The organism is Streptomyces sp. ME19-01-6, from assembly GCF_033793745.1.
Taxonomy (GTDB): Bacteria; Actinomycetota; Actinomycetes; order Streptomycetales; family Streptomycetaceae; genus Streptomyces.
Window position 1 is genome coordinate 20,308 of record NZ_JARAXF010000023.1, and the last position, 26,014, is coordinate 46,321.

20 protein-coding genes and 1 riboswitch are annotated in these 26,014 nt (G+C 69.3%); of the genes, 16 read left to right on the forward strand and 4 right to left on the reverse strand.

Features of this window, described 5'->3' with window-relative positions; genetic code table 11:
• Window positions 1-5: 5 nt before the first annotated feature.
• Window positions 6-770: an AAA family ATPase gene (locus tag PV419_RS36765; protein WP_415925460.1), complete on the reverse strand. Its 765-nt coding sequence runs from the start codon at window positions 768-770 to the stop codon at window positions 6-8.
• Between the two features lie 214 nt (window positions 771-984).
• A riboswitch (glycine riboswitch) is annotated at window positions 985-1,095 on the forward strand.
• Between the two features lie 185 nt (window positions 1,096-1,280).
• Here PV419_RS36765 and gcvT point away from each other — a divergent pair.
• The 8 genes from gcvT to PV419_RS36805 all read left to right on the forward strand — a co-directional run bounded on the left by gcvT (window position 1,281) and on the right by PV419_RS36805 (window position 11,147).
• The gene (gene gcvT / locus PV419_RS36770; protein ID WP_319696428.1) at window positions 1,281-2,435 is read left to right on the forward strand and encodes a glycine cleavage system aminomethyltransferase GcvT; all 1,155 of its coding nucleotides are present in this window, start codon (window positions 1,281-1,283) and stop codon (window positions 2,433-2,435) included.
• A 121-nt stretch (window positions 2,436-2,556) separates the two neighbouring features.
• On the forward strand, window positions 2,557-2,937 hold the full coding sequence (gene gcvH, locus PV419_RS36775) for a glycine cleavage system protein GcvH (RefSeq protein ID WP_319696430.1): 381 nt from the start codon (window positions 2,557-2,559) through the stop codon (window positions 2,935-2,937).
• Window positions 2,938-2,961: 24 nt separating this feature from the next.
• On the forward strand, window positions 2,962-4,227 hold the full coding sequence (gene glyA, locus PV419_RS36780) for a serine hydroxymethyltransferase (protein WP_319696431.1): 1,266 nt from the start codon (window positions 2,962-2,964) through the stop codon (window positions 4,225-4,227).
• 94 nt (window positions 4,228-4,321) lie between these two features.
• Entirely contained in the window at window positions 4,322-5,704 is a 1,383-nt protein-coding gene (locus tag PV419_RS36785; RefSeq protein WP_319696433.1) for an L-serine ammonia-lyase, read from the forward strand.
• A 387-nt stretch (window positions 5,705-6,091) separates the two neighbouring features.
• Window positions 6,092-6,547, forward strand: coding sequence for a hypothetical protein (locus PV419_RS36790; RefSeq protein ID WP_319696434.1), 456 nt, complete (start codon window positions 6,092-6,094; stop codon window positions 6,545-6,547).
• A 176-nt stretch (window positions 6,548-6,723) separates the two neighbouring features.
• A complete protein-coding gene (locus tag PV419_RS36795; protein WP_319696436.1) occupies window positions 6,724-7,917 on the forward strand; it encodes a helix-turn-helix domain-containing protein in 1,194 nt (397 codons plus the stop codon).
• Window positions 7,918-8,326: 409 nt separating this feature from the next.
• Entirely contained in the window at window positions 8,327-10,660 is a 2,334-nt protein-coding gene (locus PV419_RS36800; RefSeq protein ID WP_319696438.1) for a molybdopterin cofactor-binding domain-containing protein, read from the forward strand.
• A 10-nt stretch (window positions 10,661-10,670) separates the two neighbouring features.
• On the forward strand, window positions 10,671-11,147 hold the full coding sequence (locus PV419_RS36805) for a (2Fe-2S)-binding protein (RefSeq protein WP_319696439.1): 477 nt from the start codon (window positions 10,671-10,673) through the stop codon (window positions 11,145-11,147).
• Window positions 11,148-11,541: 394 nt separating this feature from the next.
• Here PV419_RS36805 and PV419_RS36810 read toward each other — a convergent pair whose 3' ends face one another.
• A complete protein-coding gene (locus PV419_RS36810; protein WP_319696568.1) occupies window positions 11,542-12,780 on the reverse strand; it encodes an ROK family transcriptional regulator in 1,239 nt (412 codons plus the stop codon).
• A gap of 306 nt (window positions 12,781-13,086) precedes the next feature.
• Between PV419_RS36810 and PV419_RS36815 the strand changes: the two genes are divergently transcribed.
• From PV419_RS36815 to PV419_RS36840, 6 genes are all read left to right on the forward strand, one after another.
• On the forward strand, window positions 13,087-14,463 hold the full coding sequence (locus tag PV419_RS36815) for an extracellular solute-binding protein (protein ID WP_319696441.1): 1,377 nt from the start codon (window positions 13,087-13,089) through the stop codon (window positions 14,461-14,463).
• Window positions 14,464-14,468: 5 nt separating this feature from the next.
• On the forward strand, window positions 14,469-15,386 hold the full coding sequence (locus PV419_RS36820; RefSeq protein ID WP_319696570.1) for a sugar ABC transporter permease: 918 nt from the start codon (window positions 14,469-14,471) through the stop codon (window positions 15,384-15,386).
• The gene (locus PV419_RS36825; RefSeq protein ID WP_319696442.1) at window positions 15,386-16,282 is read left to right on the forward strand and encodes a carbohydrate ABC transporter permease; all 897 of its coding nucleotides are present in this window, start codon (window positions 15,386-15,388) and stop codon (window positions 16,280-16,282) included. Before PV419_RS36820 ends, PV419_RS36825 begins: the two co-directional genes overlap by 1 nt.
• 53 nt (window positions 16,283-16,335) lie before the next feature.
• The gene (locus PV419_RS36830) at window positions 16,336-19,416 is read left to right on the forward strand and encodes an alpha-mannosidase (RefSeq protein ID WP_319696444.1); all 3,081 of its coding nucleotides are present in this window, start codon (window positions 16,336-16,338) and stop codon (window positions 19,414-19,416) included.
• A 348-nt stretch (window positions 19,417-19,764) separates the two neighbouring features.
• Window positions 19,765-20,451: a hypothetical protein gene (locus tag PV419_RS36835; protein ID WP_319696445.1), complete on the forward strand. Its 687-nt coding sequence runs from the start codon at window positions 19,765-19,767 to the stop codon at window positions 20,449-20,451.
• Window position 20,452: 1 nt separating this feature from the next.
• Window positions 20,453-21,073 (forward strand): hypothetical protein, encoded by a 621-nt coding sequence (locus PV419_RS36840; RefSeq protein WP_319696446.1) that lies wholly within the window; start codon window positions 20,453-20,455, stop codon window positions 21,071-21,073.
• Between the two features lie 39 nt (window positions 21,074-21,112).
• On the opposite strand, the gene PV419_RS36845 is transcribed toward PV419_RS36840, so the two are convergent.
• A complete protein-coding gene (locus PV419_RS36845) occupies window positions 21,113-21,706 on the reverse strand; it encodes a hypothetical protein (RefSeq protein ID WP_319696447.1) in 594 nt (197 codons plus the stop codon).
• A 3-nt stretch (window positions 21,707-21,709) separates the two neighbouring features.
• On the reverse strand, window positions 21,710-23,773 hold the full coding sequence (locus tag PV419_RS36850; protein WP_319696448.1) for a PrsW family glutamic-type intramembrane protease: 2,064 nt from the start codon (window positions 23,771-23,773) through the stop codon (window positions 21,710-21,712).
• Between the two features lie 154 nt (window positions 23,774-23,927).
• Here PV419_RS36850 and PV419_RS36855 point away from each other — a divergent pair, with 154 nt between their 5' ends.
• Both PV419_RS36855 and PV419_RS36860 read left to right on the forward strand, forming a co-directional pair.
• On the forward strand, window positions 23,928-25,190 hold the full coding sequence (locus tag PV419_RS36855) for an AAA family ATPase (RefSeq protein WP_319696449.1): 1,263 nt from the start codon (window positions 23,928-23,930) through the stop codon (window positions 25,188-25,190).
• Window positions 25,190-25,939, forward strand: coding sequence for an RloB family protein (locus tag PV419_RS36860; protein WP_319696450.1), 750 nt, complete (start codon window positions 25,190-25,192; stop codon window positions 25,937-25,939). Before PV419_RS36855 ends, PV419_RS36860 begins: the two co-directional genes overlap by 1 nt.
• Window positions 25,940-26,014: the final 75 nt, after the last annotated feature.

Here is a 26,014-nt window from a genome sequence, read left to right on the forward strand (position 1 = left end):
CCGCGTCACTCGAAGGCGATGCGGCGCAGCGCGCTCGCGGCCGTCCGATCCAGCAGCGCCACCGAGGCGCAGCCTTCGGGCGGCCGCCCGCCCTCCGCGGCGGCGACCAGCCGCCCCACCGCGCGGCGGTGCCGCCCGAAGGCGTAGCGGGAGACCTCCCGGCCGCGCACGGCCTGCCCCTCCAGGGCCACCGCGGCGTCCACGTCCAGCAGCACCATGTGCAGCCGGCGGCCGGTGCGCCGGGCGTCGCGGGCCAGCCAGCGGCGGACCCAGGAGAGCGTGCCGCAGTCGTGCACCACGACGCTCGCGCCCGAGCGCAGCGCCCGGCGCAGCCCGGCGTAGTGGGCGCACCGCACCAGCGGGCGGTAGAGGGCGTACGGCAGCCAGCGGGGCAGCCGCCGCTCCCAGCGCTCGCGGGTGTCCTGCGAGTCCACCCGCACCACCGCGCCGCCGCCCTGGTCGAGGCCGGGCACGGCCCGGCCGATCATGGTGCTCTTGCCGCTGCCGGGCAGCCCGGAGGCGACCACCACGTCCCCCGCGCGGTAGCGCAGCTCGCGCGCGCCGGTCCCGGGCCCGGGCTTGGGCTCAGGCCCGGGCCCGGCTCCGGGCGGCGCGGACCCGGGCTCAGCCGCGCCGCCACCGCCGCGCAGGTCGTGCACGGGCGCCCGGCGCCCCGGCCTGAGCGCCCCTCCGGTTGGCGCCGCGCCCTGCGTCACCGGCAGGGGCCCACATGTCGTCGTCGCGTACGTACCCTGCCCGTGCACCGTGATCGTCCTCCTAGGTCGGTCACTGCGGCTCGTTCCCGAAGAGTGTCAAGAAAAGGTAATGTCCAGCAAGGTGGTATCCCTGTGGGCTGGGCATTCATGCCCTGTGAGTCGGGCCCTGTGAGTCGGGGGACCGGGAGGACAGCGGTGCCACCCGTTCGGTTCTTCCCTTCCCGGGCGTACGTGCGATGATGTTGCGCGCAACTCCATACCGGCCGTTTGAATCCGCGCGGGAGAGTCCTCGGCCACCGGCAGCAGTGCCGGCCGTCCGGGGCGCCGAAGGAGCAAGTCCTCCCTTGAATCTCTCAGGCCCCGATACCGCGCGGGCGAGGCAGATCTGAAAAGCGAGCCGCTGGCGTGGCTCCACCCACGGTGCAAGCCGGACCGCTCTCCGCGACGACGCCGCCGGCGTCGGCCGGGAGAAGGGGTCACGGCGAACCTCTCAGGTTCCGATGACAGATGGGGAGGACACGTCCTCGTCGTCCTCGTCGCCGTCCCGCCCTGGAGCCAGCACCCATGACCGATGCCGCCACCCCCGACACATCCGTGACCGACGCGCCGCCCGCCCCCCGCCGCACCGCCCTGGACGCGGTGCACCGCGCGCTCGGCGCCACCATGACCGACTTCGCCGGCTGGGAGATGCCGCTGCGCTACGGGAGCGAGCGCGACGAGCACACCGCGGTGCGCACCCGCGCCGGCCTCTTCGACCTCTCCCACATGGGCGAGATCACGCTGACCGGCCCGCAGGCCGGCGCCGCCCTGGACCGGGCGCTGGTGGGCCATCTGTCCGCGCTCGCCGTCGGCCGCGCCCGCTACACCATGGTCTGCGACGCCGAGGGCGGCATCCTGGACGACCTGATCGTCTACCGCCTCGGCGAGCAGGAGTTCCTGGTGGTCGCCAACGCCTCGAACGCCCAGGTGGTGCTGGACGCGCTCACCGAGCGCGCCGAGGGCCTGGACGCGGCCGTACGGGACGACCGGGACGCGTACGCGCTGATCGCCGTCCAGGGCCCGGCGTCCCCCGCGATCCTGGGGGGCCTGACCGACGCCGACCTGGACGGCCTCAAGTACTACGCGGGCCTGCCGGGCACGGTCGCGGGCGTCCCGGCGCTGATCGCCCGTACCGGCTACACGGGCGAGGACGGCTTCGAGCTGTTCGTCTCGCCGGACGACGCCGAGCGGCTGTGGCAGGCGCTGACCGAGGCAGGGGCGCCCGCCGGGCTGGTCCCGTGCGGGCTGTCCTGCCGGGACACGCTGCGCCTGGAGGCCGGGATGCCGCTGTACGGACATGAGCTGACCCGCCGGACCACGCCCTTCGACGCGGGGCTCGGCCGGGTGGTGAAGTTCGACAAGCCCGGCGACTTCGTCGGACGCGCGGCCCTGGAGGCGGCGGCGCGGCGGGCCGAGACCGATCCGCCGCGGGTGCTGGTCGGCCTGGTCGCGGCGGGCCGCCGGGTCCCGCGCGCGGGGTACCCGGTCACAGCCGCGGACGGCGCGGTGATCGGCGAGGTCACCTCGGGCGCGCCCTCGCCCACCCTCGGCAAGCCGATCGCGATCGCGTATGTGGACGCCGCGCATGCCGCGCCGGGGACGGCGGGAGTGTCGGTGGACATCCGCGGTACCCGTGAGCCGTACGAGGTCGTGGCCCTCCCCTTCTACAAGCGGCGCTGAACTCGCCGCCCGCCCAGCCGGTCCACCGAGCTGCCGCTGGGCGGTCCCCCTCCCGTACCGCCTGTCCCACCAGGCAAGACCCGTTTCCCAAGCACTCCCCCGTATCCAGGAGAATCGGACCATGAGCAACCCCCAGCAGCTGCGTTACAGCAAGGAGCACGAGTGGCTGTCGGCCGCCGGCGAGGACGGTGTGTCGACGGTCGGCATCACCGAGTTCGCGGCCAACTCGCTCGGCGACGTCGTCTACGTCCAGCTCCCGGAGGTCGGCACGACGGTCACCGCGGGCGAGACCTGCGGCGAGCTGGAGTCCACGAAGTCCGTCAGCGATCTGTACGCGCCGGTCACCGGCGAGGTCACCGAGATCAACGAGGATGTGGTGAACGACCCGGCGCTGGTGAATTCCGCCCCCTTCGAGGGCGGCTGGCTGTTCAAGGTGAGGGTGACGGACGAGCCGGACGAGCTCCTCTCCGCCGACCAGTACGCCGCCTTCGCCGAAAACTGAACCCCTCCTTCGATCGGGACCCTGATGTCGCTTCTCAACAGCTCCCTGCACGAGCTCGACCCGGACGTAGCCGCCGCGGTCGACGCCGAACTCCACCGCCAGCAGTCCACCCTGGAGATGATCGCCTCGGAGAACTTCGCTCCGGTCGCGGTCATGGAGGCCCAGGGCTCGGTCCTGACCAACAAGTACGCCGAGGGCTACCCGGGCCGCCGCTACTACGGCGGCTGTGAGCACGTCGACGTGGTCGAGCAGATCGCCATCGACCGCGTCAAGGCGCTCTTCGGCGCCGAGGCCGCCAACGTCCAGCCGCACTCCGGCGCCCAGGCGAACGCGGCCGCGATGTTCGCCCTGCTCTCCCCCGGCGACACCATCCTGGGCCTGAACCTGGCGCACGGCGGTCACCTCACCCACGGGATGAAGATCAACTTCTCCGGCAAGCTCTACAACGTGGTGCCCTACCACGTGGACGCCGAGACCGGCCTGGTCGACATGGAGGAGGTCGAGCGGCTGGCCAAGGAGCACCGCCCCAAGCTGGTGATCGCGGGCTGGTCCGCGTACCCGCGCCAGCTGGACTTCCCGGCCTTCCGCCGGATCGCGGACGAGGTCGGCGCGTACCTCATGGTGGACATGGCCCACTTCGCCGGCCTGGTCGCGGCCGGGCTGCACCCCTCCCCGGTGCCGCACGCCCATGTGGTGACCACCACCACCCACAAGACCCTCGGCGGCCCGCGGGGCGGCGTGATCCTCTCCACGGCCGAGCTGGCCAAGAAGATCAACTCCGCGGTCTTCCCCGGTCAGCAGGGCGGCCCGCTGGAGCACGTGGTCGCGGCGAAGGCCGTGGCCTTCAAGATCGCGGCGGGCGAGGACTTCAAGGAGCGCCAGCAGCGCACGCTCGAAGGCGCCAAGCTGCTGGCCGAGCGGCTCACCCAGCCCGACGTGGCCAAGGCCGGGGTCTCCGTGCTGTCCGGCGGCACCGACGTCCACCTCGTCCTGGTCGACCTGCGCGACTCGGAGCTGGACGGCCGGCAGGCCGAGGACCGTCTCCACGAGATCGGCATCACGGTCAACCGCAACGCCATCCCGAACGACCCGCGCCCCCCGATGGTCACCTCCGGCCTGCGCATCGGCACCCCGGCGCTGGCCACCCGCGGCTTCACCGCCGACGACTTCCGCGAGGTCGCCGACGTGATCGCCGAGGCGCTCAAGCCGGCCCACGACGTGGAGGCGCTCAAGGCGCGCGTCACCGCGCTCGCCGACAAGCACCCGCTGTACCCGGACCTCAAGAAGTAACGGGCTCGAAAGGTGGGTGGGGGCGCACACCCCAGGGCCCCCACTCACCCCGCACCACGCACGCACCCACCGTGCAGACGCAAGGAGTTCACCGGTGGCCATCTCCGTCTTCGATCTCTTCTCGATCGGCATCGGACCGTCCAGTTCCCATACGGTCGGCCCCATGCGGGCCGCGAGGATGTTCGTCCGCCGGCTGAAGAACGACGGCCTGCTCGTCCACACCGCCGCCGTACGCGCCGAGCTCTTCGGCTCCCTCGGCGCCACCGGCCACGGCCACGGCACCCCCAAGGCCGTCCTCCTCGGCCTCGAAGGCCACTCCCCGCGCACCGTGGACGTCGAGACCGCCGACGACGAGGTGGCCCGCATCCGCACCACCAAGCGGCTGCGGCTGCTCGGCGCGGAGATCGGCGCCGAGCACGAGATCGACTTCGACGAGTCCGCCGAGCTGGTCCTGCACCGCCGCCGCTCACTGCCGTACCACGCCAACGGCATGACCCTGTTCGCGTACGACGCCGACGGCCTCCCCCTCCTGGAGAAGACGTACTACTCCGTCGGCGGCGGCTTCGTCGTGGACGAGGACGCGGTCGGCGCGGACCGCATCAAGCTCGACGACACCGTCCTGAAGTACCCCTTCCGCACCGGCGACGAGCTGCTGCGCCTGTCCCACGAGACCGGCCTGTCCATCTCGGCCCTGATGCTGGAGAACGAGAAGGCCTGGCGCACCGAGGCGGAGATCCGCGCGGGCCTGCTGGAGATCTGGAACGTCATGCGCGGCTGCGTCGAACGCGGCCTGTCCCGCGAGGGCATCCTCCCCGGCGGCCTCAAGGTCCGCCGCCGCGCCGCCACCGCCGCCCGCGCCCTGCGCGCCGAGGGCGACCCGGCCACCCGCGCGATGGAGTGGATCACCCTCTACGCCATGGCCGTCAACGAGGAGAACGCCGCGGGCGGCCGCGTGGTGACCGCCCCCACCAACGGCGCGGCCGGCATCATCCCCGCCGTCCTCCACTACTACACGCACTTCGTTCCCGGCGCCGACGATGACGGCGTGATCCGCTTCCTCCTCGCCGCGGGCGCGATCGGCATGCTCTTCAAGGAGAACGCCTCCATCTCCGGCGCCGAGGTCGGCTGCCAGGGCGAGGTCGGCTCCGCCTGCTCCATGGCCGCCGGCGGCCTCGCCGAGGTCCTGGGCGGCTCGCCCGAACAGGTGGAGAACGCCGCCGAGATCGGCATGGAACACAACCTCGGCCTCACCTGCGACCCGGTCGGCGGCCTCGTCCAGATCCCCTGCATCGAGCGCAACGGCATGGCCTCGGTGAAGGCCGTCACGGCGGCCCGCATGGCGCTGCGCGGGGACGGACGGCACCACGTCTCCCTCGACAAGGTCATCAAGACCATGAAGGAGACGGGCGCCGATATGAAGGTCAAGTACAAGGAGACGGCGCGGGGCGGGCTCGCGGTCAACGTCATCGAGTGCTAGGGAAATAGGTCCTGACCAGCGCATTCGTAACTTTCAGCGCTGTCAGGGCTTCCCTGCTTACGCGGCGGAAAGTCCCCGGAACCTCCCTGGGACAGGCATGAAAGTCCCTGAAAAGTCCCTGGGGAAAGCTCCTCGAGACGGCGTCTGACCTGGAGGTTGGTCGTACTCACACGGGCAGCGCGCCGAGATCAGCCAGCGGGCGAGGCCGAGGTGACCCTCCCCGAAGGCCACTGAAATGCGTCGGCAGGGAGAAAAAGCAGATGAGAAGTTGTCTTGATGATGGACAAGGCCGGTGGGGTTCAAGGTCAGTCGGTTCTCCCGGGAAAATACGCATGCGTCGAGCGGGAGCGGCGGTTCCTCCTGGCTGAACCGCCGACACCGTCAGCGGTGACGGCCACCCGGATGATCACCGACCGGTATCTGGTGGGAACGCGCCTGCGTCTGCGACGCGCCGAGTGGCCGGACGGCAGCTGCGAGCTCAAGCTCACCCAGAAGGTGCCGGTCGCTCGGCCGGGCGCGGTTCAGGGACTGATCACGAACACGTACTTGTCGCCGGCCGAGTACGACCTGCTCGCCTCACTACCGGCCGCTGTGCTGTCCAAGACACGTTTCAGTGTGCCTCCCTTGGGCGTTGACGTCTTCGACGGCCCTCTGCAGGGCTTGGTCCTGGCAGAGGGCGAGTTCACCACCGACGAGGAGGCCCAGTCCTTCGTGCCCCCTCCAGAGTGCGTGGCAGAGGTGACCGATGACGCCCGCTTCACCGGAGGCCGCCTTGTCGAGACCTCTCGCCAAGATCTGCTCCAGTGGCTGGCCGAGTACGGGCTCCATCCAGCGACTCCCTAGCAGACGAAGCCTCTGGGGCCCGGGCATTCAGACAGTTCCCACCTTGCCGGCACATCGCCGGCCTTCACCCGCACCGCGTGACTCACCCGGGACGGTGGGGCGACTGGTCGGGCGGTAGCCGAGCATGATGCCGCCCGTTTTGTGCCCGCACAATCGCGGACGTCTATCATCCGCGCATGACCATGCCGCTGGACGCTGACGCGTGCATGACTGATCTACTCGACCGGCTCTTGGTCTCGGTGGACTCACTGACCGACGAACTGACCGCCGAGATCCTCAACGGCGAGCGCTCGTACGCCGAGGGCATGCTGCTGAGCCACGAGCAGTTGCGCGCCTCCGTGCACGACAACCTGCGCACGCTGCTGACAGCCTTGAGAAACGGGGGTGTGCCCACCAACATGGACGCCCCGCGTGCGGCGGGCCGGCTCAAGGCCGAACAAGGCATCCCGCTGGCCGCTCTCCTGCATGCCTTCCGCCTCGGCGGGCGGTTCATCTGGGACCGGCTGCTGGCGATGGCCCTCGCCATGGACAGCGCCGCCTGGCTGCTGCACAGGGCCTCGGACATCTGGGTGGTCATCGACGAGTGCTCCAGCGCCGCTGCCGAGGCCTACCGCGCCGCGGTGGAGGAACAGGCATGCCGCGATGCCGCCGCACGGAGCGTCATGCTCACCACGCTGCTCGACGGCACCGCGGGGAACAGCTCCAGGGCCTGGGAGGCCGTGCGGGTCCTGGGGCTGGACCGCAAAGGACCGTTCCTGGTGGTGTGCGCCGCGAACAACGACGGCGTCGGCCCACTGCCGGCGGTCGAGATACAGCTGCGGGCGGTCGACATCGACGGCGAGTGGATCCACCGGGCAGGCAGCCTGCTCGGTCTCCTCGCTCTGCCGAACGAGCATCTGGTCGTCGCGGTGGAGAAGCATCTCGGCAGCATCGCGCTCTCCCCCGTGGGCATCAGTCGGCCCTTCGCCTCGCCCATGGACGCGCCGAACGCTCGGCGGGAGGCCCAACTGGCGGCCCAGTGTCTGCCGCCCGGGACCTCCGGCACGCACGTCTACGGGAGCTCGCCGATAGCCCTGCTTGCGGCGGCCTCACCCGACGCCGCTTCCGAGGTGGCCCGTATCGTCTTCGGGCCGCTGTTCACCCTGCCGGCGGCGGAACGAGCCGTCCTGCTCGACACCTTGGGAGTCTGGTTCGCCACCGGCGGCTCGACCACACGGGCCGCCGAGCACCTGCACTGCCACCGCAACACCGTCCTGTACCGGCTGGGCAGGATCACCGAACTGACCGGCCGGCGAACCAGCGACGCGGACTCCTGCGCGGAGCTCTACGTTGCCCTGCAGGCCGTGCGACTGGGCACCATCCCGGAATGAGGCCTCGGCCGCGCCTGGACACCGGTACGCGCGGACGCGCCCCGGCGATCACGCCGAAGGCCGGCGCGGCGCGTCGTCCGGTGGTCGGGGAACTGGCGGCCTGAGGTTCCCCCGGCGCCGGCAGGCGTCTGGCTGTCTCCTTTCACTGTCTCCTTTCACTGTCTCCTCGTTTCACTCTCTCCTCGCGCGAATACTGGCTTTCCGTTGTGCTCACGCACAATCTGCTGCCCCACATCGCTGGTGCTCGGCCCAAAGACCAGGACTTTTTGCGGTTCTAGGCTCTGGTCCGCTCGCCGATGACGCGCCGACAACTGGTTGTGCCCACGGCTCCCTGCCGCGCTGGTCCCGGGAACGCACCTGTCTGCCGATCTCGGAGAGCGGCCGACTGGGAACAAGAAAGGAATGGCCGATGACCGACGTCCCTGCCAGGAGTGGCCGCACCACCGGACGTGGTGAGCACGCGCGGGTCGGCCGCCGCGCGTTCATTGGCTATGTGCTGGGTGGAGCCACACTTGCCGTGGCCGCCGACCTCGGGCTGGGCGCACCTGCCTACGCCGCGGTGCCCTCAGCACCCCAGATCCCGGAGCTGTACGACCTTGAGGATCTGCAGACCGACGCCGCGCGCCCCACGTCCGCGCTGATCAAGATCGTGATCAACGAGGACGGCACCGCGTCGTTCGAGCTTCCGCGGATGGAGGTCGGCCAGGGAATCACCACCTCGACGGCGATGATCATCGCCGAGGAGCTCGACCTGCCGGTCGACAAGGTGCACGTGGCCTTGGCGCCGGCCCGCCCTGAGTTGATGCTCAACCAGCTCACCGGCGGATCGAACACCACGGTCTCGACCTTCACACCTGTCCGAGTCGCCGCGGCGATCGCCAGGAAGGCGCTGCTGGAAGCCGCGGCGATCGAGCTCGGCTCGGCAGTGGCGCTGCTGAAGTCCAAGGAAGGGGTGATCTTCACGCCTGACGGGTCATCAATGACCTATGGCTCTCTGGCCACCAAGGCAGCCAGCCGCACCGTCAAGGCGGTGGAGGTCGAACTCAAGGCCACTTCGAGCTTCTCGGTGATCGGCAAGCCCTACCGGAGGGAGGACGCCCGACGTGCGGTCACCGGGCGGAAGAAGTTCACGCTGGACCTTCACGTGCCGGGAGCGCTGCCGACCATGGTCTGCCGCCCGCCCACTCTGAACGGCTCGCCGAAGTCGGTACGCAATCAAGCCACGGTGCTTGCCATGCCGGGCGTAACGGATGTGGCGTCTGTCGACACGGGAGTCGCTGTTCGCGCGGAGACATTCGGGCAGTGCATCGACGCGGTGCGCGCCCTCGACGTGGAGTGGAACCCGGGCCCGGTCGCGGGCGAGTCCGACGAGACGATCCTGGCCCGGCTGAGAAAGGCCGAGCTGCCGCTGGCGATCCCGAAGGTCCCTCTGCTGGCGGGCACGGTGGAGGCGGACTTCACCTTCATGTTCCGCAGCAGCGCGGCGCTCGAGCCGAACTGTGCGATCGCCGACGTCCGGTCGGACCGCGCGACCGTGTGGGCGGGACTGAAGGTGCCGATCGTGGCGCAGGGTGACATCGCCAAGGCCGTCGGCTTGCCGCAGAACGCGGTCACCGTCAACGTCGTCACCGGCGGAGGGTCGTTCGGACACAAGCTCTTCGCTGACCCCGCCATTGAGGCCGCCAAGATCTCCAAGGCGATGGGCAAGCCGGTCAAGCTGATGTGGCATCGCGCCGACGAGCCTCGACAAGGGCGGGTGCACCCCATGGCTACCTCGCGGATCCGGGCCACGTACCTGGCCGGACAAGTGCTGACCTTCGAACAGCGGCATACCAGTGTGGTCACCGACTTCAGCCACGGACTCGGCGAGATGCTCACGGCGACGGCCGACAGGCTGCCCACCGGGCTCGGTGCGCTGGGGTTCTCCGAGACCATCTTCATGCTGACTCAGGAACTCCCCTACAACTTCGGCGTCGTCACCCAGCTGCTCAACGAGACCGACGCGCGCTTCAACACCGGGAGCATGCGCAACATCTACTCGCCCGATGTGGCGTGTGCCAATGAACTGGTGGTCGATCAGCTGGCCCGGAAGATGGGCAGGGATCCGCTGGCATTCCGGCTTGCGTTCCTCAAGAACGACCGGGTCAAGGCGGTGCTCCAGAAGGTCGCCGATGTGGGCAAGTGGGGCAGGTCGATGCCCGCCGGGATGGCGCAGGGCATCGCGATCCACAGCGAGTACAAGGGCGCGACCGCGGTGCTCGTCGAGATTGACTGTCGGCCCGAGACGGTGAACCGCAAGATCTACAACGCGGTCACCGGGCCCCGGGTGACCAAGGCCGTGATCGCCGTGGACGCCGGACTGGTGATCAACCCCAAGGGCCTGGAGGCCCAGATGCTGGGTGGTGTCTCGGACGGGATCGCGCTCGCCCTCACCAGCAGCCTGCACCTGCGCGACGGGCACTTCCTCGAAGCCAGCTGGGACAACTACTTCTATACCCGGCAGTGGAACGTCCCCTTCGACTTCGAGTGCATCGTGATGCCCTCCGCCTCCGAGCAACCCGGTGGTGCCGGCGAAGCCGGAGTGGCCGCATCGGTCGCCGCGGTCGCGGGCGCCTACGCCCGTGCGACCGGCAGGGTGCCCACTCGGTTCCCGATCAACCATGGCACGGTGTCCTTCGAGGTCAAGCCCTTCATCCCGCCTGTTCCCGAGTCGCCGTCCGACGGCCTGAGCCACACCTACTGAGGAGCGCACCATGAGCACGCACACCTTCATCCTCAACGGCAAGCGCGTCACCGTCGACGTCGATGACAACCTTCGACTGCTGTGGGTCCTGCGTGACGTACTGGACGTCACCGGGCCGAAGTACGGCTGTGGCATCAATGTCTGCAAGGCCTGCACGTCCCACTTCAACGGCAAGGCCTTCAACCCCTGCGCGGTGAAGGTCAAGGACGTGGGGCCGGAGGACGAGATCACCACGATCGAAGGCCTGCCCGACACGGTCGGCAAGGACCTGCACCCGATGCAGGAGGCCTGGCTGGAGTACGACGTGGCGCAGTGCGGCTACTGCCAGCCCGGGCAGATCATGGCGGCGGTGGCCAAGGTGAGGCAGGCACAGGCTGCCGGTCATGAGATCAGCGACTCCGACCTCGACGAGATCCGCAACATCTGCCGCTGCGGTACCTACAACCGCATTCGGGAAGCGATCAAGGCGGGCGCTGCGCACATGTGACCCACTCCGCCCGAACGCGCGCCGCACAGGGCATGGCGCGGCACCTGCGTCAGCTCTCGCAGGCGGGCCTGCACATGGTGACCACCATCAAGGGCCTCCTCGCACGGCCGGCAAGGCGCCCTGGGCCACGCCGAGGTCCCAGGCAACCGGGCGCGGCTCTGGCCGTCGACGTCGACGGCGCCGTTTCGGGAGCGTGTCAGGAGGATGCGTGGAGGCGGCCGTGTATACGACCTCTGCCGTGAAGCACTGGCGTAAGCGTCCGCAAGAAGTCCCCGAAGAGTCCCCGGTGCCACGCGAGCCGTGTTTGCCGCGCCAAAACACCAGGAGACGGCCCGGGGCGGGCTCGCCGTCAACGTCATCGAGTGCTGACGCCAACCGCCCCATGGCCGACGGGTCAGCCGGTGGCGTCCGTGAGCATGCGCCAGCCGGGCGCGTAGTTGCCGTGCAGGACGAGTGACGCGGCGCCCACGGCGCCGACGGTGTCGCCGATGACACTCTGCTCGATCGCTATCGGTCGGGTGCCGCGGGCCACGGACGTGGCGTTGACGGCCTTGTCGATCTCCTCCCGCATGAGGGGCTCCACACCGCGCACCGCCTCGCCGCCGAGGACGACCCGGCCGACGTCGAGCAGGCTGACGGCTCCCCGGGCGGCCTGGCCGATGCGGCGGGCGGCGCGGCGTACGACATCGAGGGCGCCCGGGTCGCCGGTACGGGCGGCCCGGCGCAGGGTCTTCCAGTCGCTGTGCAGGGAGTCCGGGGTGCAGGCCAGGCCGATCCGGTCGGCGGCGGCCTGCCCGTGGCGGCGCAGCAGGTCGTCGATGATCGCGGACGGGCTGCAGTAGGGGCCCAGACAACCCGTGCCGCCGCAGTGGCAGACGCGGTCGCCGGGTTCGACGGCCATGTGGCCGAACTCGCCGGCGTTTCCCGAATCCCCGTGCAGGACGGTGTTGTTGAGCACGATGCCGGCGCCGATACCGGTGCCCAGGTAGACGAACAGGAAACTGCCCGCCCTGGCCTTGCCACCGATCCAGCGCTCCCCGATGGCGGCGGCGGTCGCGTCGTTGTCCAGCGCGACGGGCATGCCGGTGGCCGCGGCGAACATCTCCACCAGCGGCACGTGGCCCCAGCCGGGCAGGTTCGGCGGGGAGACGACGGCGCCCGCGGACCCGTCGATCGGTCCGGGCGCGGCGATGCCCAGGCCGAGCAGCCGGGAGGCGTCCACCTCCGACCGGGCGACCAGCCGCAGCGCCGCGCGGGCGACACGGTCCACGATGTCGGCGGGGTCGCTGGGGGCGGTGAGACGCAGTCGGCGGCTGTTGATCACCTCTCCGGCCAGGTTGACCAGGACGATGACGGCCGCGTCGGGGTCGAGATGGACACCGAGCGCGTACGCGCCGTCGGGGCGGGGGGACAGCAGGGTGCGACGCTTGCCGCCGTTGGACGGGGCATGGCCGGACTCCGCGACAAGGCCGATGTCGAGCAGCCTGCGGACGACGTTCGAGACGGTCTGGTTGGTCAGGCCGGTGAGGTCGGCCAACTCGACCCGGCTCACCGGGCCGCCGGTCCGGATGGCGTCCAGCACGACGGCCTGGTTGTACCCGCCGACCCGCGGCAGGTTCGTCCCACCGTGCATCGTCACCTGTCGGTCACCTGCCACACCTCATGTTCTACCCTGCCTTGTTTTGTCCGTATTGTCGCCGAAGTTGGCCACCCCATCGGCGTACGGCGACAGGGTATGCGCCGTGCGCCGTTCATACCGGAACTTTACATACCGGAAGCATTGACTTCATCCATCAATTGGATTTAGCTGTCGCCACCAAGCAGGCCAGAGAAGGCCAGGTCGTGAGGGCGCGTCGAGCGAAGTAGTTCCGCACGACGTGCTTGCAGCCCGCACACCATCGCGGCTTTCCCTCAGGTTTCGCGTTCCGGAGGAACCACTGTGCGTTCGAAACTCATCGCCGTCGCGGCGCTCACCGCCGCCACCGCCCTGGTCGCCACAGGCTGTAGTTCGGGCTCTTCCGGGAGCTCCGCCAAGTCGATCAAGGTCGTCTACTGGCAGAACCTGGACAGCACGAACAAGCTCCAGGCGAACTTCCTCGCCTCGATGGTGAAGCAGTTCACCAAGGCCCACCCGGGCACCACGGTGAAGCTCGTCCCGGTCACCGCCTCCGAGAACGATTACTACACCAAGATCCAGCTCATGATGCGGTCCCCCTCGACCGCCCCCGACCTGGTCTACGAGGACACCGCCCTCATCAACTCCGACATCGCGGGCGGCTACCTCAAGCCCCTGGACGCCTACACCGCGAAGTGGGCCGACTGGTCGAAGTACGCCGACGCGGCCAAGGGCGCGGTGACCGGCGCCTCCGACAGCAAGGTCTACGGTGTTCCGGACAACACCGACACCCGCGGGATCTGGTACAACAAGCAGCTCTTCAAGAAGGCCGGGATCGCCGTCCCGTGGCAGCCGAAGACCTGGGCCGACGTGCTGAGCGCGGCCCGGAAGATCAAGGCGAAGCTGCCCGGCGTCACTCCGATGAACCTCTACACCGGCACGGCCGGCGGCGAGGCGTCCTCCATGCAGGGCCTCGAGATGCTGCTGTACGGCACCCCGGCCGGCGACAAGTCCCTCTATGACGCCGCCAAGAAGAAGTGGGTCGTGGGCAGCAAGGGCTTCAAGGACGCGCTGAACTTCGTCCACACCGTCTACGGCGAGGGGCTCGGCCCCGCCAAGGACCAGGCCCTCGGCGCCAACTTCGGCACCACCGTCGGCACCGAGCTGATACCCCAGGGCAAGCTCGCGATGGACATCGACGGCTCCTGGATGCCCAACAACTGGGGCTCCTCCAGCAGCAAGCCGTGGAAGGAGTGGCAGTCGGTCATGGGCACCGCGGCCATGCCCACCCAGAACGGTCAGGCCCCTGGCAAGACATCGATGTCAGGCGGCTGGGCCTGGTCCATCCCGGCCAAGGCCGGCAACCCCGACCTGGCGTGGAAGTTCCTGACGTCCATCCAGACGAAGACCAACTCCGCGAAGTGGAACGCGCTCAACGCCACCATCGCCACGCGCACGGACGTCGCCACGGACCCGACGTACCTGAACGCGGTCCCGACCAACAAGTTCTTCACCGAGCTCGTGGCCTCGACCCACTACCGGCCCGGCCTGCCCGCCTACAACCAGGTGTCCACCGCCATCCAGAAGGCCATGGAATCGGTGACCACCGGTCAGGCGTCGGTCGGCAAGGCGGCCGCCACCTTCGACAGCGACGTGGCCGCCGCCGTGGGCGGCGACAAGACCGTCAAGGGCGCCTCGTGACCACGATGGCCACCGCCCCCCGGAAGGCCGGCGACCACCGCCGGCCCTCCGGGGTGCCCGGCCCCGTACGCTCCCTGCTGCGCGGCCTGCCCACACTCCCGGCGGTGGTCCTGCTGGCCGTCTTCCTGGCCGGCCCGATCGCCTACTGCGTGTACTACGCGTTCACCGACATGCAGCTGACGGGCGCGTCCGGCACGCACTTCGTGGGCCTGGACAACTTCACCCGGGCTTATCGCGACACCGACTTCCTGAACGCGGTCTGGCTGACCCTGGTGTTCGTGATCGGCTCCGCCGTGATCGGCCAGAACACCCTGGGGCTGGCCCTGGCCGTGCTGATGGAGAAGGCCACCAAGCCGGTCCGGGCGATCGTCAACGGAGTCGTCATCGCCGCCTGGGTGCTGCCCGAGGTGGTCGCCGGCTACCTGATGTACGCCTTCTTCTACAACCAGGGCTCACTCAACTCGATCCTCGACGCCCTGCATCTGCCGCAGCAGAACTGGCTCTACACGATGCCGATTCTGGCGGTCTGCCTGGCCAACGTCTGGCGGGGCACCGCCTTCTCCATGATGGTCTTCTCCGCCGCCCTCAACGACGTACCGCGGGAGCTCCTGGAGGCGGCCGAGATGGACGGCGCGGGCCCCTGGCAGCGGCTGTGGCGGGTCGTCCTGCCCGTCATCAGGCGGTCGATCATGACCAACCTGATGCTGATCACGCTGCAGACCCTCTCCGTCTTCGGGCTGATCTACACCATGACCCGCGGCGGTCCCGGCAACAAGAGCGAGACCCTGCCCATCTTCATGTACCAGCAGGCATTCCAGAACAGCCTCATCGGTTACGGCACCGCCATCGCCCTGGTGCTGCTGGTGGTCGGTGCCCTGTTCTCCGCCGTGTACGTCGCGCTGCTCAAACTGGAGGACGACTGATGGCCGTCGCCTCGACCCCACGCGTCACACCCGCCCTGCCCCGCACGGCCGCCACCCCGCACTCGTCCCGCAGGCGCCGCACCCGGCTCGGCCGCGTCGCCGTCAACGCCGTCCTGCTGGCGGTGTCGGTGACATACGTCCTGCCACTGCTGTGGATGCTTTTCGCCTCGGTCAGCGACACCAACAGCTTCCGGCTGACGCTGCCGTCGTCGCTCACGCTCGACAACTTCGACGCGATCCTCAACGTCGACACCACCTACCGGCCGATGCTCAACAGCCTGCTGCTGTGCGGCTTCGCGACCGCCGTGACCGTGGTGGTGTCGATCCTGTGCGCCTACCCGCTGTCGCGCTACCGCTCCCGGCTGCGTCGGCCCTTCCTGTACACGATCCTGTTCTCCACGGGCCTGCCCATCACCGCCGTGATGATCCCCGTCTACAGCATGTTCGTGCAGGTCAACCTCATCGACTCGATGCCCGGCACGACGCTCTTCCTGGCCGCGTCCGCGCTGCCGTTCGGGATCTGGCTGATGAAGAGCTTCATGGACGGCGTACCCATCGTGCTGGAGGAGGCCGCCCGGATCGACGGCGCGAGCACCCTGCAGGTGCTGTGGCGGGTCGTCCTGCCGCTGATGAAGCCCGGTGTCGTCGTGGTCACCATCTTCACCTTCATCGGCATGTGGGGGAACTTTTTCGTCCCCTTCATCCTGCTGCTGTCGCCGGAGAAACTCCCCGCGTCCGTCAGCGTGTTCACCTTCCTCAGCGCCCACGACCAGACTCAGTACGGGCAGTTGTCCGCGTTCTCGATCATCTACTCCCTCCCCGTCGTGATGCTCTACCTGTTGCTGTCCCGCAAGCTGGGCGGCGGCTTCGCGCTCGGCGGCGCCCTCAAGGGCTGACGACCTGCCCCAGGCCGTATCCCCCACCCCCAGGCCACCACGGAGAGACACCCATGCACAACGACCGCGAAGTCACCGAGCAGCGACTGGACCGGGTGCTGAACGAACGCATACGGCCGGCCGTCCACGCCCGGGCGGTTCCCCTCCGGGTCGAGATCTGGGACGTGCCCGGCGAACCCGTGCCGATCCGCGAGGGCCTCACCGCCCCCTACCGCCCCGCCCGGGTCGGCGACCACTGGGGCCCGGCCTGGTCGACCAGCTGGTTCAGGATCAGCGGCACCGTCCCGGCCGAGTGGGCCGGGCTGCCCGTGGAGGCCGTACTGGACCTGGGCTTCTCCACCCATTCCGCCGGGTTCTCCGCGGAAGGCCTGGTCTACCGCGCCGACGGAACCGCGGTGAAGGCGCTCAACCCGCGCAACATCTGGCTCCCGGTGACCGGATCGGCCACCGGCGGCGAGGAATTCGTGGCGTTCATCGAGGCCGCGGCCAACCCGGTCGTCATGCACACCGGCCCCGACTCCCTCTCCTTCGGCCCCACCTCGGTCGGCGGACGCGCGCCCTGGCTGGGTGACCCGGCCGCCGACCCGGGCGCACCCCTGTACCGGCTGCGCCGCCTCGACCTCGCCGTCTTCGACCGTGAGGTCCACGAGCTCGTCCAGGACCTGGAGGTACTCGGACAGCTCATGCACGAGCTGTCCCCCGACTCCCCGCGCCGCTGGCAGATCCTGCGGGCGGTCGAGCGCGCCCTGGACGCGGTCGACCTGCAGGACGTCGGCGGCAGCGCCGCCGCGGCCCGCGCGGCCCTCGCCCCGGCCCTCGCGGCGCCCGCGAGCGCCAGCGCGCACCGCGTCTCCGCGGTCGGGCACGCGCACATCGACACGGCCTGGCTGTGGCCGCTGCGCGAGACCGTGCGCAAGGTCGCCCGCACCGTCTCCAACGTCACCCAGCTCATGGACGACCACCCCGAGTTCAGGTTCGTGATGTCCCAGGCACAGCAGCTCGCCTGGCTCAAGGAACACCGGCCCGAGGTGTACGCCCGCGCCCAGGAGAAGGCGAAGACCGGCCAGTTCCTGCCCACCGGCAGCCTCTGGGTGGAGCCCGACACGAACATCACCGGCGGCGAGGCGCTGGCCCGCCAGTTCGTCCACGGCAAGCGCTTCTACCTCGAGGAGTTCGGTGTCGAGACCGAGGAGATGTGGCTGCCGGACACCTTCGGCTACAACGCCGCCCTGCCGCAGCTGATGAAGCTGGCCGGCGTCCGCTGGTTCCTGACGCAGAAGATCTCCTGGAACACCACCAACAAGTTCCCCCACCACACCTTCTGGTGGGAGGGCATCGACGGCACCCGGATCTTCAGCCACTTCCCGCCCGTCGACAGCTACAACGGCGAACTGTCCGGCGCCGAGATCGCGCACACCGTACGGAACTTCCAGGACAAGGCCGCCGCCAACAGCTCCCTGACCCCCTTCGGCTACGGCGACGGCGGCGGCGGCCCCACCCGCGAGATGCTGGCCCGCGCCGCACGGCTGAAGGACCTGGAGGGCTCGGCCCGGATCGCCATCGAGAAGCCGGCCGACTTCTTCACCCGCGCGCACGCCGAGTTCGAGGAGAACGGCGGCGCCCCCGTGTGGTCGGGCGAGCTGTACCTGGAGTTCCACCGCGGTACCCTGACCAGCCAGCTCGCCACCAAGCAGGGCAACCGACGCAGTGAACACCTGCTGCGTGAGGCCGAGTTGTGGGCGGCCACCGCCGCCGTGCGCCACGGGCATCCCTACCCGTACGAGGCGCTGGACCGGCTGTGGAAGACGGTGCTGCTGCACCAGTTCCACGACATCCTGCCGGGCACGTCGATCGCCTGGGTGCACCGGGAGGCCGAGGAGACCTACGCGGCCGTCGCCGACGAACTGGGCCGGCTGACCGAGGACGCGCAGCGCGTGCTGGCCGGACCCGGCGAGGGCACCGTCGTCTTCAACGCCGCGCCCCATGCCCGGGGCGGCGTCCCGGCGCTCGGCGCCGCACCGCGCACCGCCGCCGACACCCCCGTCGCGCCGGTCGTGGACGGCGACGGCTTCGTCCTGGACAACGGCCTGGTCCGAGTGGCCGTCGACGCGCAGGGCCTGATCACCTCCGCGTACGACCTGACCGCCGACCGCGAGGCGCTGCCCCCCGGCGCGCGGGCCAACCTGCTCCAGCTGCACCAGGACTTCCCCAACCAGTGGGACGCCTGGGACATCGACGTCTTCTACCGCAACACCGTCCGCGACCTCACCGAAGCCGAGTCGGTCACCGCGACCGACAGCTGCGTGCGCGTGGTCCGCGTCTTCGGCGCCTCACGGATCGAGCAGACCCTGACCCTGCCCGCCGGCTCCCGGCGGCTCGTGATCGACACCGTCGTCGACTGGCACGAGAAGGAGAAGCTCCTCAAGGCGGCCTTCCCCCTCGACGTACGCGCGGCGCACTCCACCGCCGAGATCCCCTTCGGACACGTCGAGCGTCCCACCCACACCAACACGAGCTGGGACGCGGCGAAGTTCGAGATCTGCGCCCACCGCTTCCTGCACGTCGGCGAACGCGACTGGGGCGCCGCCCTGGTCAACGACTCCACCTACGGCCACGACGTCACCCGCGACGTCCGCCCCGACGGCGGCACCACCACCACGGTCCGCCTCTCCCTGCTGCGTGCCTCCCGCTTCCCCGACCCGGACGCCGACCAGGGCACCCACCGGCTGCGCTACGCCCTGGTGACCGGCGCGGACGTCCCCGACGCCGTACGCGAGGGCTACCGCCTCAACCTGCCCGAACGCGTCCTGCCCGGGAGCACGCCCGTGGCGCCCCTGGTCTCGGTCGACCACGAGGGGGTGGTAGTGGAGGCCGTCAAGCTCGCCGACGACCGCGGCGGCGACGTCGTCGTCCGCCTCTACGAGGCCCACGGCGTCCGAGCCCGCGCCACCCTCACCCCGGGGTTCCCGCTCGCGTCCGCCCTCGTCACCGACCTTTTGGAACGCCCCCTCGACGACCCGGCGAGCCACCAGGTCACCGACGGCAGTGTCCGGCTGACGCTGCGCCCCTTCCAGATCCTCACCCTCCGCCTCCGCCCGGCGGCGGCCCACGGCGACGAGGCGGGTGACGCCTGACGCTGATGGCCTCGGTGTTCTCGCGGATGCGCGAGAACACCGAGGCCATCTGGGGATGCGGGACAGGCTCGCGGCGAACGTCATCAAGTGCCGTCCCGCCCGGACTCTTTCGTCACTACGCGCCGCTGCGCACAACTTCGCGTAGGTACCTACGCGACAAGCGCCCTTACTTTCTGATAGCTTTTCATTAGTCAGAAGACGGCGGCTAATTATTCGGCTGGAAGCCAAAAGCGACTGCCTGACGGCAGAGCTATGCCCCGGGGCGCTTGCTATGCCTAGGCGCACACCGGGGCTTACACGCCGACCATACCTGGCGTCAACAACGGAATCAATCCCGTGGGGGGTGCGGTGCGTACTCAGGAGTTAAGCCTCGGCGCGGTGGCCAGGGCGGTGCGGGCGGAGGTGTTCTCCCCGCCCGGCAGCCTCTGCTCTCCTGAGTGCGACGGCGTCATGCGCTGGTATGCCTGGGAAGCCGAGATCGCCTCGGCCTTCACACCCCTCCTCCGCCACTTGGAGCGAACGCTCCGGCATGCCATGGCAGAGCAGCTCACGGCGCGGTTCGGCCGGGTTGACTGGTGGGATCACCCCAAGATCGACCTCCACCATGTCTCCCGGGGCAAGATCATAGCCATCCAGAAGAAGCTCGTCCGCAACCGCCGACGGGTCACGGCCGACGCCGTGCAGCGTGACCTCACGCTGGGCTTCTGGGTTGCCCTCCTCGGCCCCGGCAAGGACTACGAGACCCGGCTTTGGCGGCCCACCCTGCGCCATGCCTTCCCCTCCTATCGCGGCCCCCGCAAGCCCCTCTACAAGGAGCTGGACGAGCTGCGGGAACTGCGGAACCACGTGGCCCACCACGAGCCGATCGGTTCCCGGACCCTCGCCGCCGACCGGGAAAGCGCGTATCGCGTCCTCGGGTACCTTTCGACGGATGTGCACGACTGGGCGGCCGCGGAGGACCGGATTCCCCAGCTGCTCGCCGAGCGTCCGACTGCCTGCACTCCGGCGCTCCCGGGCCCCCGGAAGGAATTCTGAGATGCCGCCCACGTACGAACGGCTTCACCTCGGCGAGCTCTGCGAGATCGTGCCCGGTCCTTCCGGCGGTCTCCTGGACGAACTGTCGGCCGGCATCGACGGTGTCCCCGTCATCTCACCTCCCGATCTCACCGACCGCCAGGCCGTGGACACCAGCCGCATCCGGCGGGTGAGCGAGGAGACCGCGAACGGCCTGGCGGAACGATTCCGGCTCTGTGAGGGCGATGTGGTCCTCGTTCGCCAGTCGACGACGGGCCTTGGGCGACGAGCTCTGATCGCCGAAGAGCAGGAGGGATGGCTGTTCGCCACCTCTTGCTTTCGGGTCGTGGTGACGAGTGACCGGCTCCTCCCGTCCTATCTGCTGCACTATCTGGGCCATCCGCCGGTGCACCGCTGGATCGGCAACCGGGCCAACAAAGGGCAGGCCGTGGAAACCCTGACCTCCAAAAACTTGTCAGAGCTGCCGGTGTTGTTGCCCGACCTGGAGAGTCAGCGGGCGCTGGCGGGCGCGCTCGACGAGATCAACACGCAGCTGCGCATGCATGACGAACTGAGCAGGCGGCTGCCGCTTCTGGGACGGGCCATGCTCGCCGCGAAACTCGGGGACGCACGGCTGGAGTGACCCGGGTGCCGCAGTCAGCCGCCAAAAGAAGGGAACATCTCACGATTCCCCGAATCGTTGACCGAAGACGACCAGAGGAGGCTCGACGCGACCTTCAGCCTGCCCCAACTGTACATGCGCCGCGGCGATTTCCGGCCGCACCCCCAGGGCGTCGGGCCAGCTATGCTGGAGCGATGCCCCCCTCAGGACGATCGAGTCCCAGTCGGCCTCTTCCGTGACACCTCGCCGGTCCACGACGAACCCGACACAACGGTCGCGTTCTCCGCACAGCGCCCTCATCACCGCACGGATCACACGCTCCTGCTCGGGTGCCGTGAGTCCGTCAAGGCCGAACTCCAGGGCAGCCCCGCCCTCCAAAGCGCGAATTCGTGTGAAGACATCGCTTTCCCCGTCCAGCCACAGCTGAAAGTTCACCTCTCCCGCAGCCAGGAGAGCTGAGGACTCGATGAGCATGTCCCGCGTGGTGGGCACCTGCTCACCCCAGGAATCCGGGCCGCTCGTGACAAAGGTGATCATCCCGGTGGACGGGTTGCCAAGCTGAAGCCCGCTGGCCTCGAGCGCGCCAATGATCTTCCTGGCATCAGCGGCGCCGCCCCACCCCTGTCGGTACCAGTAGAAAAATCCGTCGCTCATTTCCTACCTAACGAAGACATGAACGTTCTCGTTTCCGAGAATCTTCCTGGCGAGGTTCAAAGCACTCTCCGGGGTGCCCTGCTCAAGGTAGACCTGAGCCCGCACCCCATTCTGTTCGGCCGCGTACTTCAGGATGTGGCACTTCTCGCCGAACTTGGCAAGGTTCCTGGCCTTGGCCGGTCCCCCCACAGCGATGTATGAGCCGTCCCCGCCGATGACGTCGACATCGGTCGTCCCCGCTCCGGGTTTGGTCACCTTCAACCCGGGCTTGCCCGGCGCGCCCGAAGGCACGGTGCCGTCGGTCAACTTGGCGACCTTTTGCTCCCGGGCGGCCCCCACCGCGTCCGATTTTGCCGGATCGGTTGAGCCCCGAGGGTTGTCCGCTGCCGTATCTCCCCCGCTGCCGTCAGCCGCCGCAGCCATCAGGACGACGCCCAGGGTACCGAGCGCGGCGGCGTGGACGGCCGCCTCGGTGGTGATGACACCGGCCGTCACTCCCGTGGTCGCGAGGGCGAGCCCGCCGCCGGGCGGGAAGAGGGCGAGGAGGGCCAGCAGCATGAGGGCGAAGCCGAGGTACGCCAGGAAGTTGTTCAGCGCGTCGAGGAGATGGAGATTGCGGATCACCGGGCCATCCGGCGCCACGCCGTCCCCCAGCCTCAGCACCAGCAGGGCCGCTGTGACACAGCCGCCGAGCGCCGCCCAGATCCGGAGGCGGATGATCGCGAGCACCTCGCCATGCGGGAACCCGAGGGTCGCCCGCCAGGCGACCAGCAGCCGCATGAGCTGCCAGCCGGTCAGCAGCAGACCGGCGATCCCGAAGCCGACCAGGATGTACGGCCCGTTGCCCGAGCCGAAATACCGCTGCACCTCAGCCGTAGCGGGAAAGGAGCCGACCAGCAGAAGGGCCAGGGCCGGGATCATCAGCCCGAAGGAGATGAGCACGACCCACTTGCGGCGCCGATCCCGCATCCCACGCCCCGCCCTGACAACGGCCCGTAAGTCGACAGCCCGCCAGGCGTGTTCACGGTCAGAGGCATCGATCTGGGCGGCAGTCCACGCGACCGAGCGGTGCAGGGCCTCGGCACCGGCATACGGTGCTCCGCCCGCCACCCCGTAAAGCAGCGACCGCCGCAGCCGGGCGAAACGTAAGGCGATCAGCGTGGACCAGGGCACACACCAGGCCGCGTACCCCGCGAGTGCGCCCAGCCCGGACCGTCCGGCGCGCTCCGCGTGCAGCAGGACGCCCGGTACGACCGGCTTCGCGCGCCACACCTGCCGCAGATCGGCAGCCATGGCCACGGCCAGGCACACCAGCGGCACCGCCCACAGCATCCCCTCGAAGGTGTCGACCCGTGACGCGGCATCCCGGTCGGTCGGATGCGCGGCTGCGTAGTTGGTCAGCATGTGCAGAGCGGACGTGGCGACCAGGGGCAGGATGCCGAGAGCGCGCATCCAGCCCCTCACGCGCAGCAGGACCCCGACGCCGAGCGCCGCCAGAGCCGTGTAGACCAGATGGGGGCTGGTTCCCGCGGCCGGGGAGAGGTCGCCCAGTTCGAGAGTTCCCTGCGGAGCTGGGAACCAGGCGGAGAAGACCTGCTCGGGCCCGGGGATATAGGGCGCCCGAAGGCTGTCGGGAACGAGCCAGCCACCAGCCGGATGGCTGATCGCCCGCCCCGCGTCCAGCCCGTACCGCGTCACCGCCTCCAGCAACCCGAACCCGGCCCCCAGCCCCGCGCCCAGCACGACGTAATCGGTGAGCCCCCACTGGCGCCTAATCCTGACGTTCCACGCAATCAGCAGCAGCGGCGCGAGCTTCACCAGCTCTTCGATGACCGGGTCGACCGTGTAGCTCGCGCTCTCCACGACCTTGGTCAGCGGCTCCCCTGTCGCCTCCGCGACGCTCCGGGTGTACGCCAGCTCCAGCAGCGCCGCCGCAACCCCGCACCCGTAGACACCCACCGCGATGGCCAGCAGCGCCGTGGAAACACGCACCGACCGCGCCGGCGAGGACAGCACGAGCAGCTGCGCCACGCCGTACACCGTCGCGGCCACCATAAGTAACGCCACACCCGCCCCCACGGCCGTTCGACTGGGGTGGCGAGGCTATGGCTTGATCATGGTCGCGACAAGATGATTTTCTTGCCGTCGTCCTGCCCGGAGTACAAGACGATCACTCCAAGCCGCCGCATCACCGTTACGCTGTGTCGATGAGGAGGGTGGCATGCTGCTGAGATTCCGCGTGGCGAACGCGTTGTCCCTACGCGACGAGCAGGAGCTGTCCTTCGTCGTCCCGCAGGGCGAGGACGCGCCGACGGCCCGCGCCCTGAAGCTGTCCGACGGCAAAACGCTCGACGTCTACCCTCTCCTGAGCATCTTCGGGGCGAACGCCTCCGGTAAGTCGAACGTCCTCAGTTCGCTCAAGAAGATGCGAGAGGCCGTCCTGAAGTCCTACACGGGCTGGGGATCCCACGAGCCCGTCCCCCGCGAGCGATTCGCCCTCGATCCGCACTCGGCCGACGAGAACACCTTCTACGAAGCGGACTTCGTCCTGGAGGACGGCGTCCGCTGGACCTACGGCTTCGAGCTGAGCGACGTCCGGGTCGAAGCCGAATGGCTGCACGCCTATCCCAAAGGGCGCCGACAGGAATGGCTCGACCGGGACGCCTCGCGGGACAGGGAATTCCACTTCCCCGGAGAGCGGATCCAGGACCGTGCGCTCCTCGCCCGCACCACCCGGCCCAACACGCTGCTGCTCTCCCGGGCCGCCGCCGACAACCACCCCCAGCTCAGCCGGATCCACCGCTGGTTCTTCGACAATCTCTGGGACATCGACCCGGAGGCGGAACGGCCCCAACGCGAGGCGTTCACCACGCAAAGGCTCCAGGATCCCAAGGCCCGGTCCCGCATCGAGGAACTGCTGCGCGTCGCCGACCTCGGGATCACAGGCACCCGCGTCGACCAGCCGCCCGGCACCGACCGTCCTGTCGTCCGCCTGATCCACGCCGACGGCGACGGCGAGGGCGAGGGAGTGGCCATCGACTGGAAGCGGGAGTCCTTCGGCACCCGCTCCTGGTACGCCCTCCTGGGGCCGCTGCTGCTCGCCCTGGACGAGGGGGCGGTGCTGCTGATCGACGAACTGGACTCCAGCCTGCATCCACGCTTCGCCGCCGAGGTCGTCCGGCTCTTCCACGACCCGCTCGTCAATCCCAAGGGTGCGCAGTTGGTCTTCACCTCGCATGATCCCTCGCTGCTGTCCACCCCGAGCGGCGGCAGGCTGCTGGACCCCGGCCAGATCTGGCTCACCGAGAAGGACAGCCGTGGCGCCACGGAGCTGTACCCGCTGACAGCGGCGGAACCGGGCGAAGACGAGGACCTGACCCGTTCCTATCTGGAAGGCGCGTTCGGAGGCATCCCCACGCTCACCGCGGGACAGATCGGGCGCAGACTGCTGATGGCACGAGCGACGGAGGTGGAGCGGACCTGATGGCTCCGAAGAGGGGGAAGGACTCGGCACAGCGCTCTACCCGGCCGTCGGTTCGCCGACGGATGGTCTACGTGTTCACGGAGGGCACTCTCACCGAGCCCTCGTACATTGACGCGCTGATCGGTTTCAAGCAGCAGGCGCGTGACAAGGGAGCGCTCAGGGCGGACGGCGTCGAGTCCACCATCGAGATCAAGTGGGACGAGCGCACCCACGGCGGGACGCGCGGCCCGAAGCGCGCCACTTATGAGCGCAAGCCGCTGGTGCTCGTCGAAGCCGCCATCGCGCACAAGAAGAAGGTGACGCGGGAGGCACGGCACCTGGGGAAGCAGTACCAGCCCTCCGTGTGGTGCCTCTTCGACCGGGACGACCATCAGGGCGTACAACGGGCGGCCGGCATGGCGCAGAAAGCAGGCGTCGAGGTCGCGTACTCCCACCCCTGTTTCGAGCTATGGCGACTGCTGCACTATCAGAACTACACGACCCCCCTCGGCGGGGTATGCGGGGAGGCGTCAGCCCGCCTCCGGCGGAATCCGAAGTTCATCAAGACGTACGGCCGGCACCTGACGTCCGTCTCCGATGACCAGGCGAAGCTGGTGCTTCCGGATCAGGTGCGGGACGGCTACAAGCAGGCCAAGGGTTTCGCGAAGAAGATCAACGAGCAGCACACCTCCCCCGAGCGCGAGAAGTGGGACCCGTACACCGATGTGTGGCGCTTTGTCGAGGACGCCATCGGGCTGACCGACTACTGACCGTCGCTCCCGCCGAAGGCCGTAGGCTGCTCTCCGGCCCTCCGCGTCCCGCCGTGCGGGGCGGGGTGCCGGGCA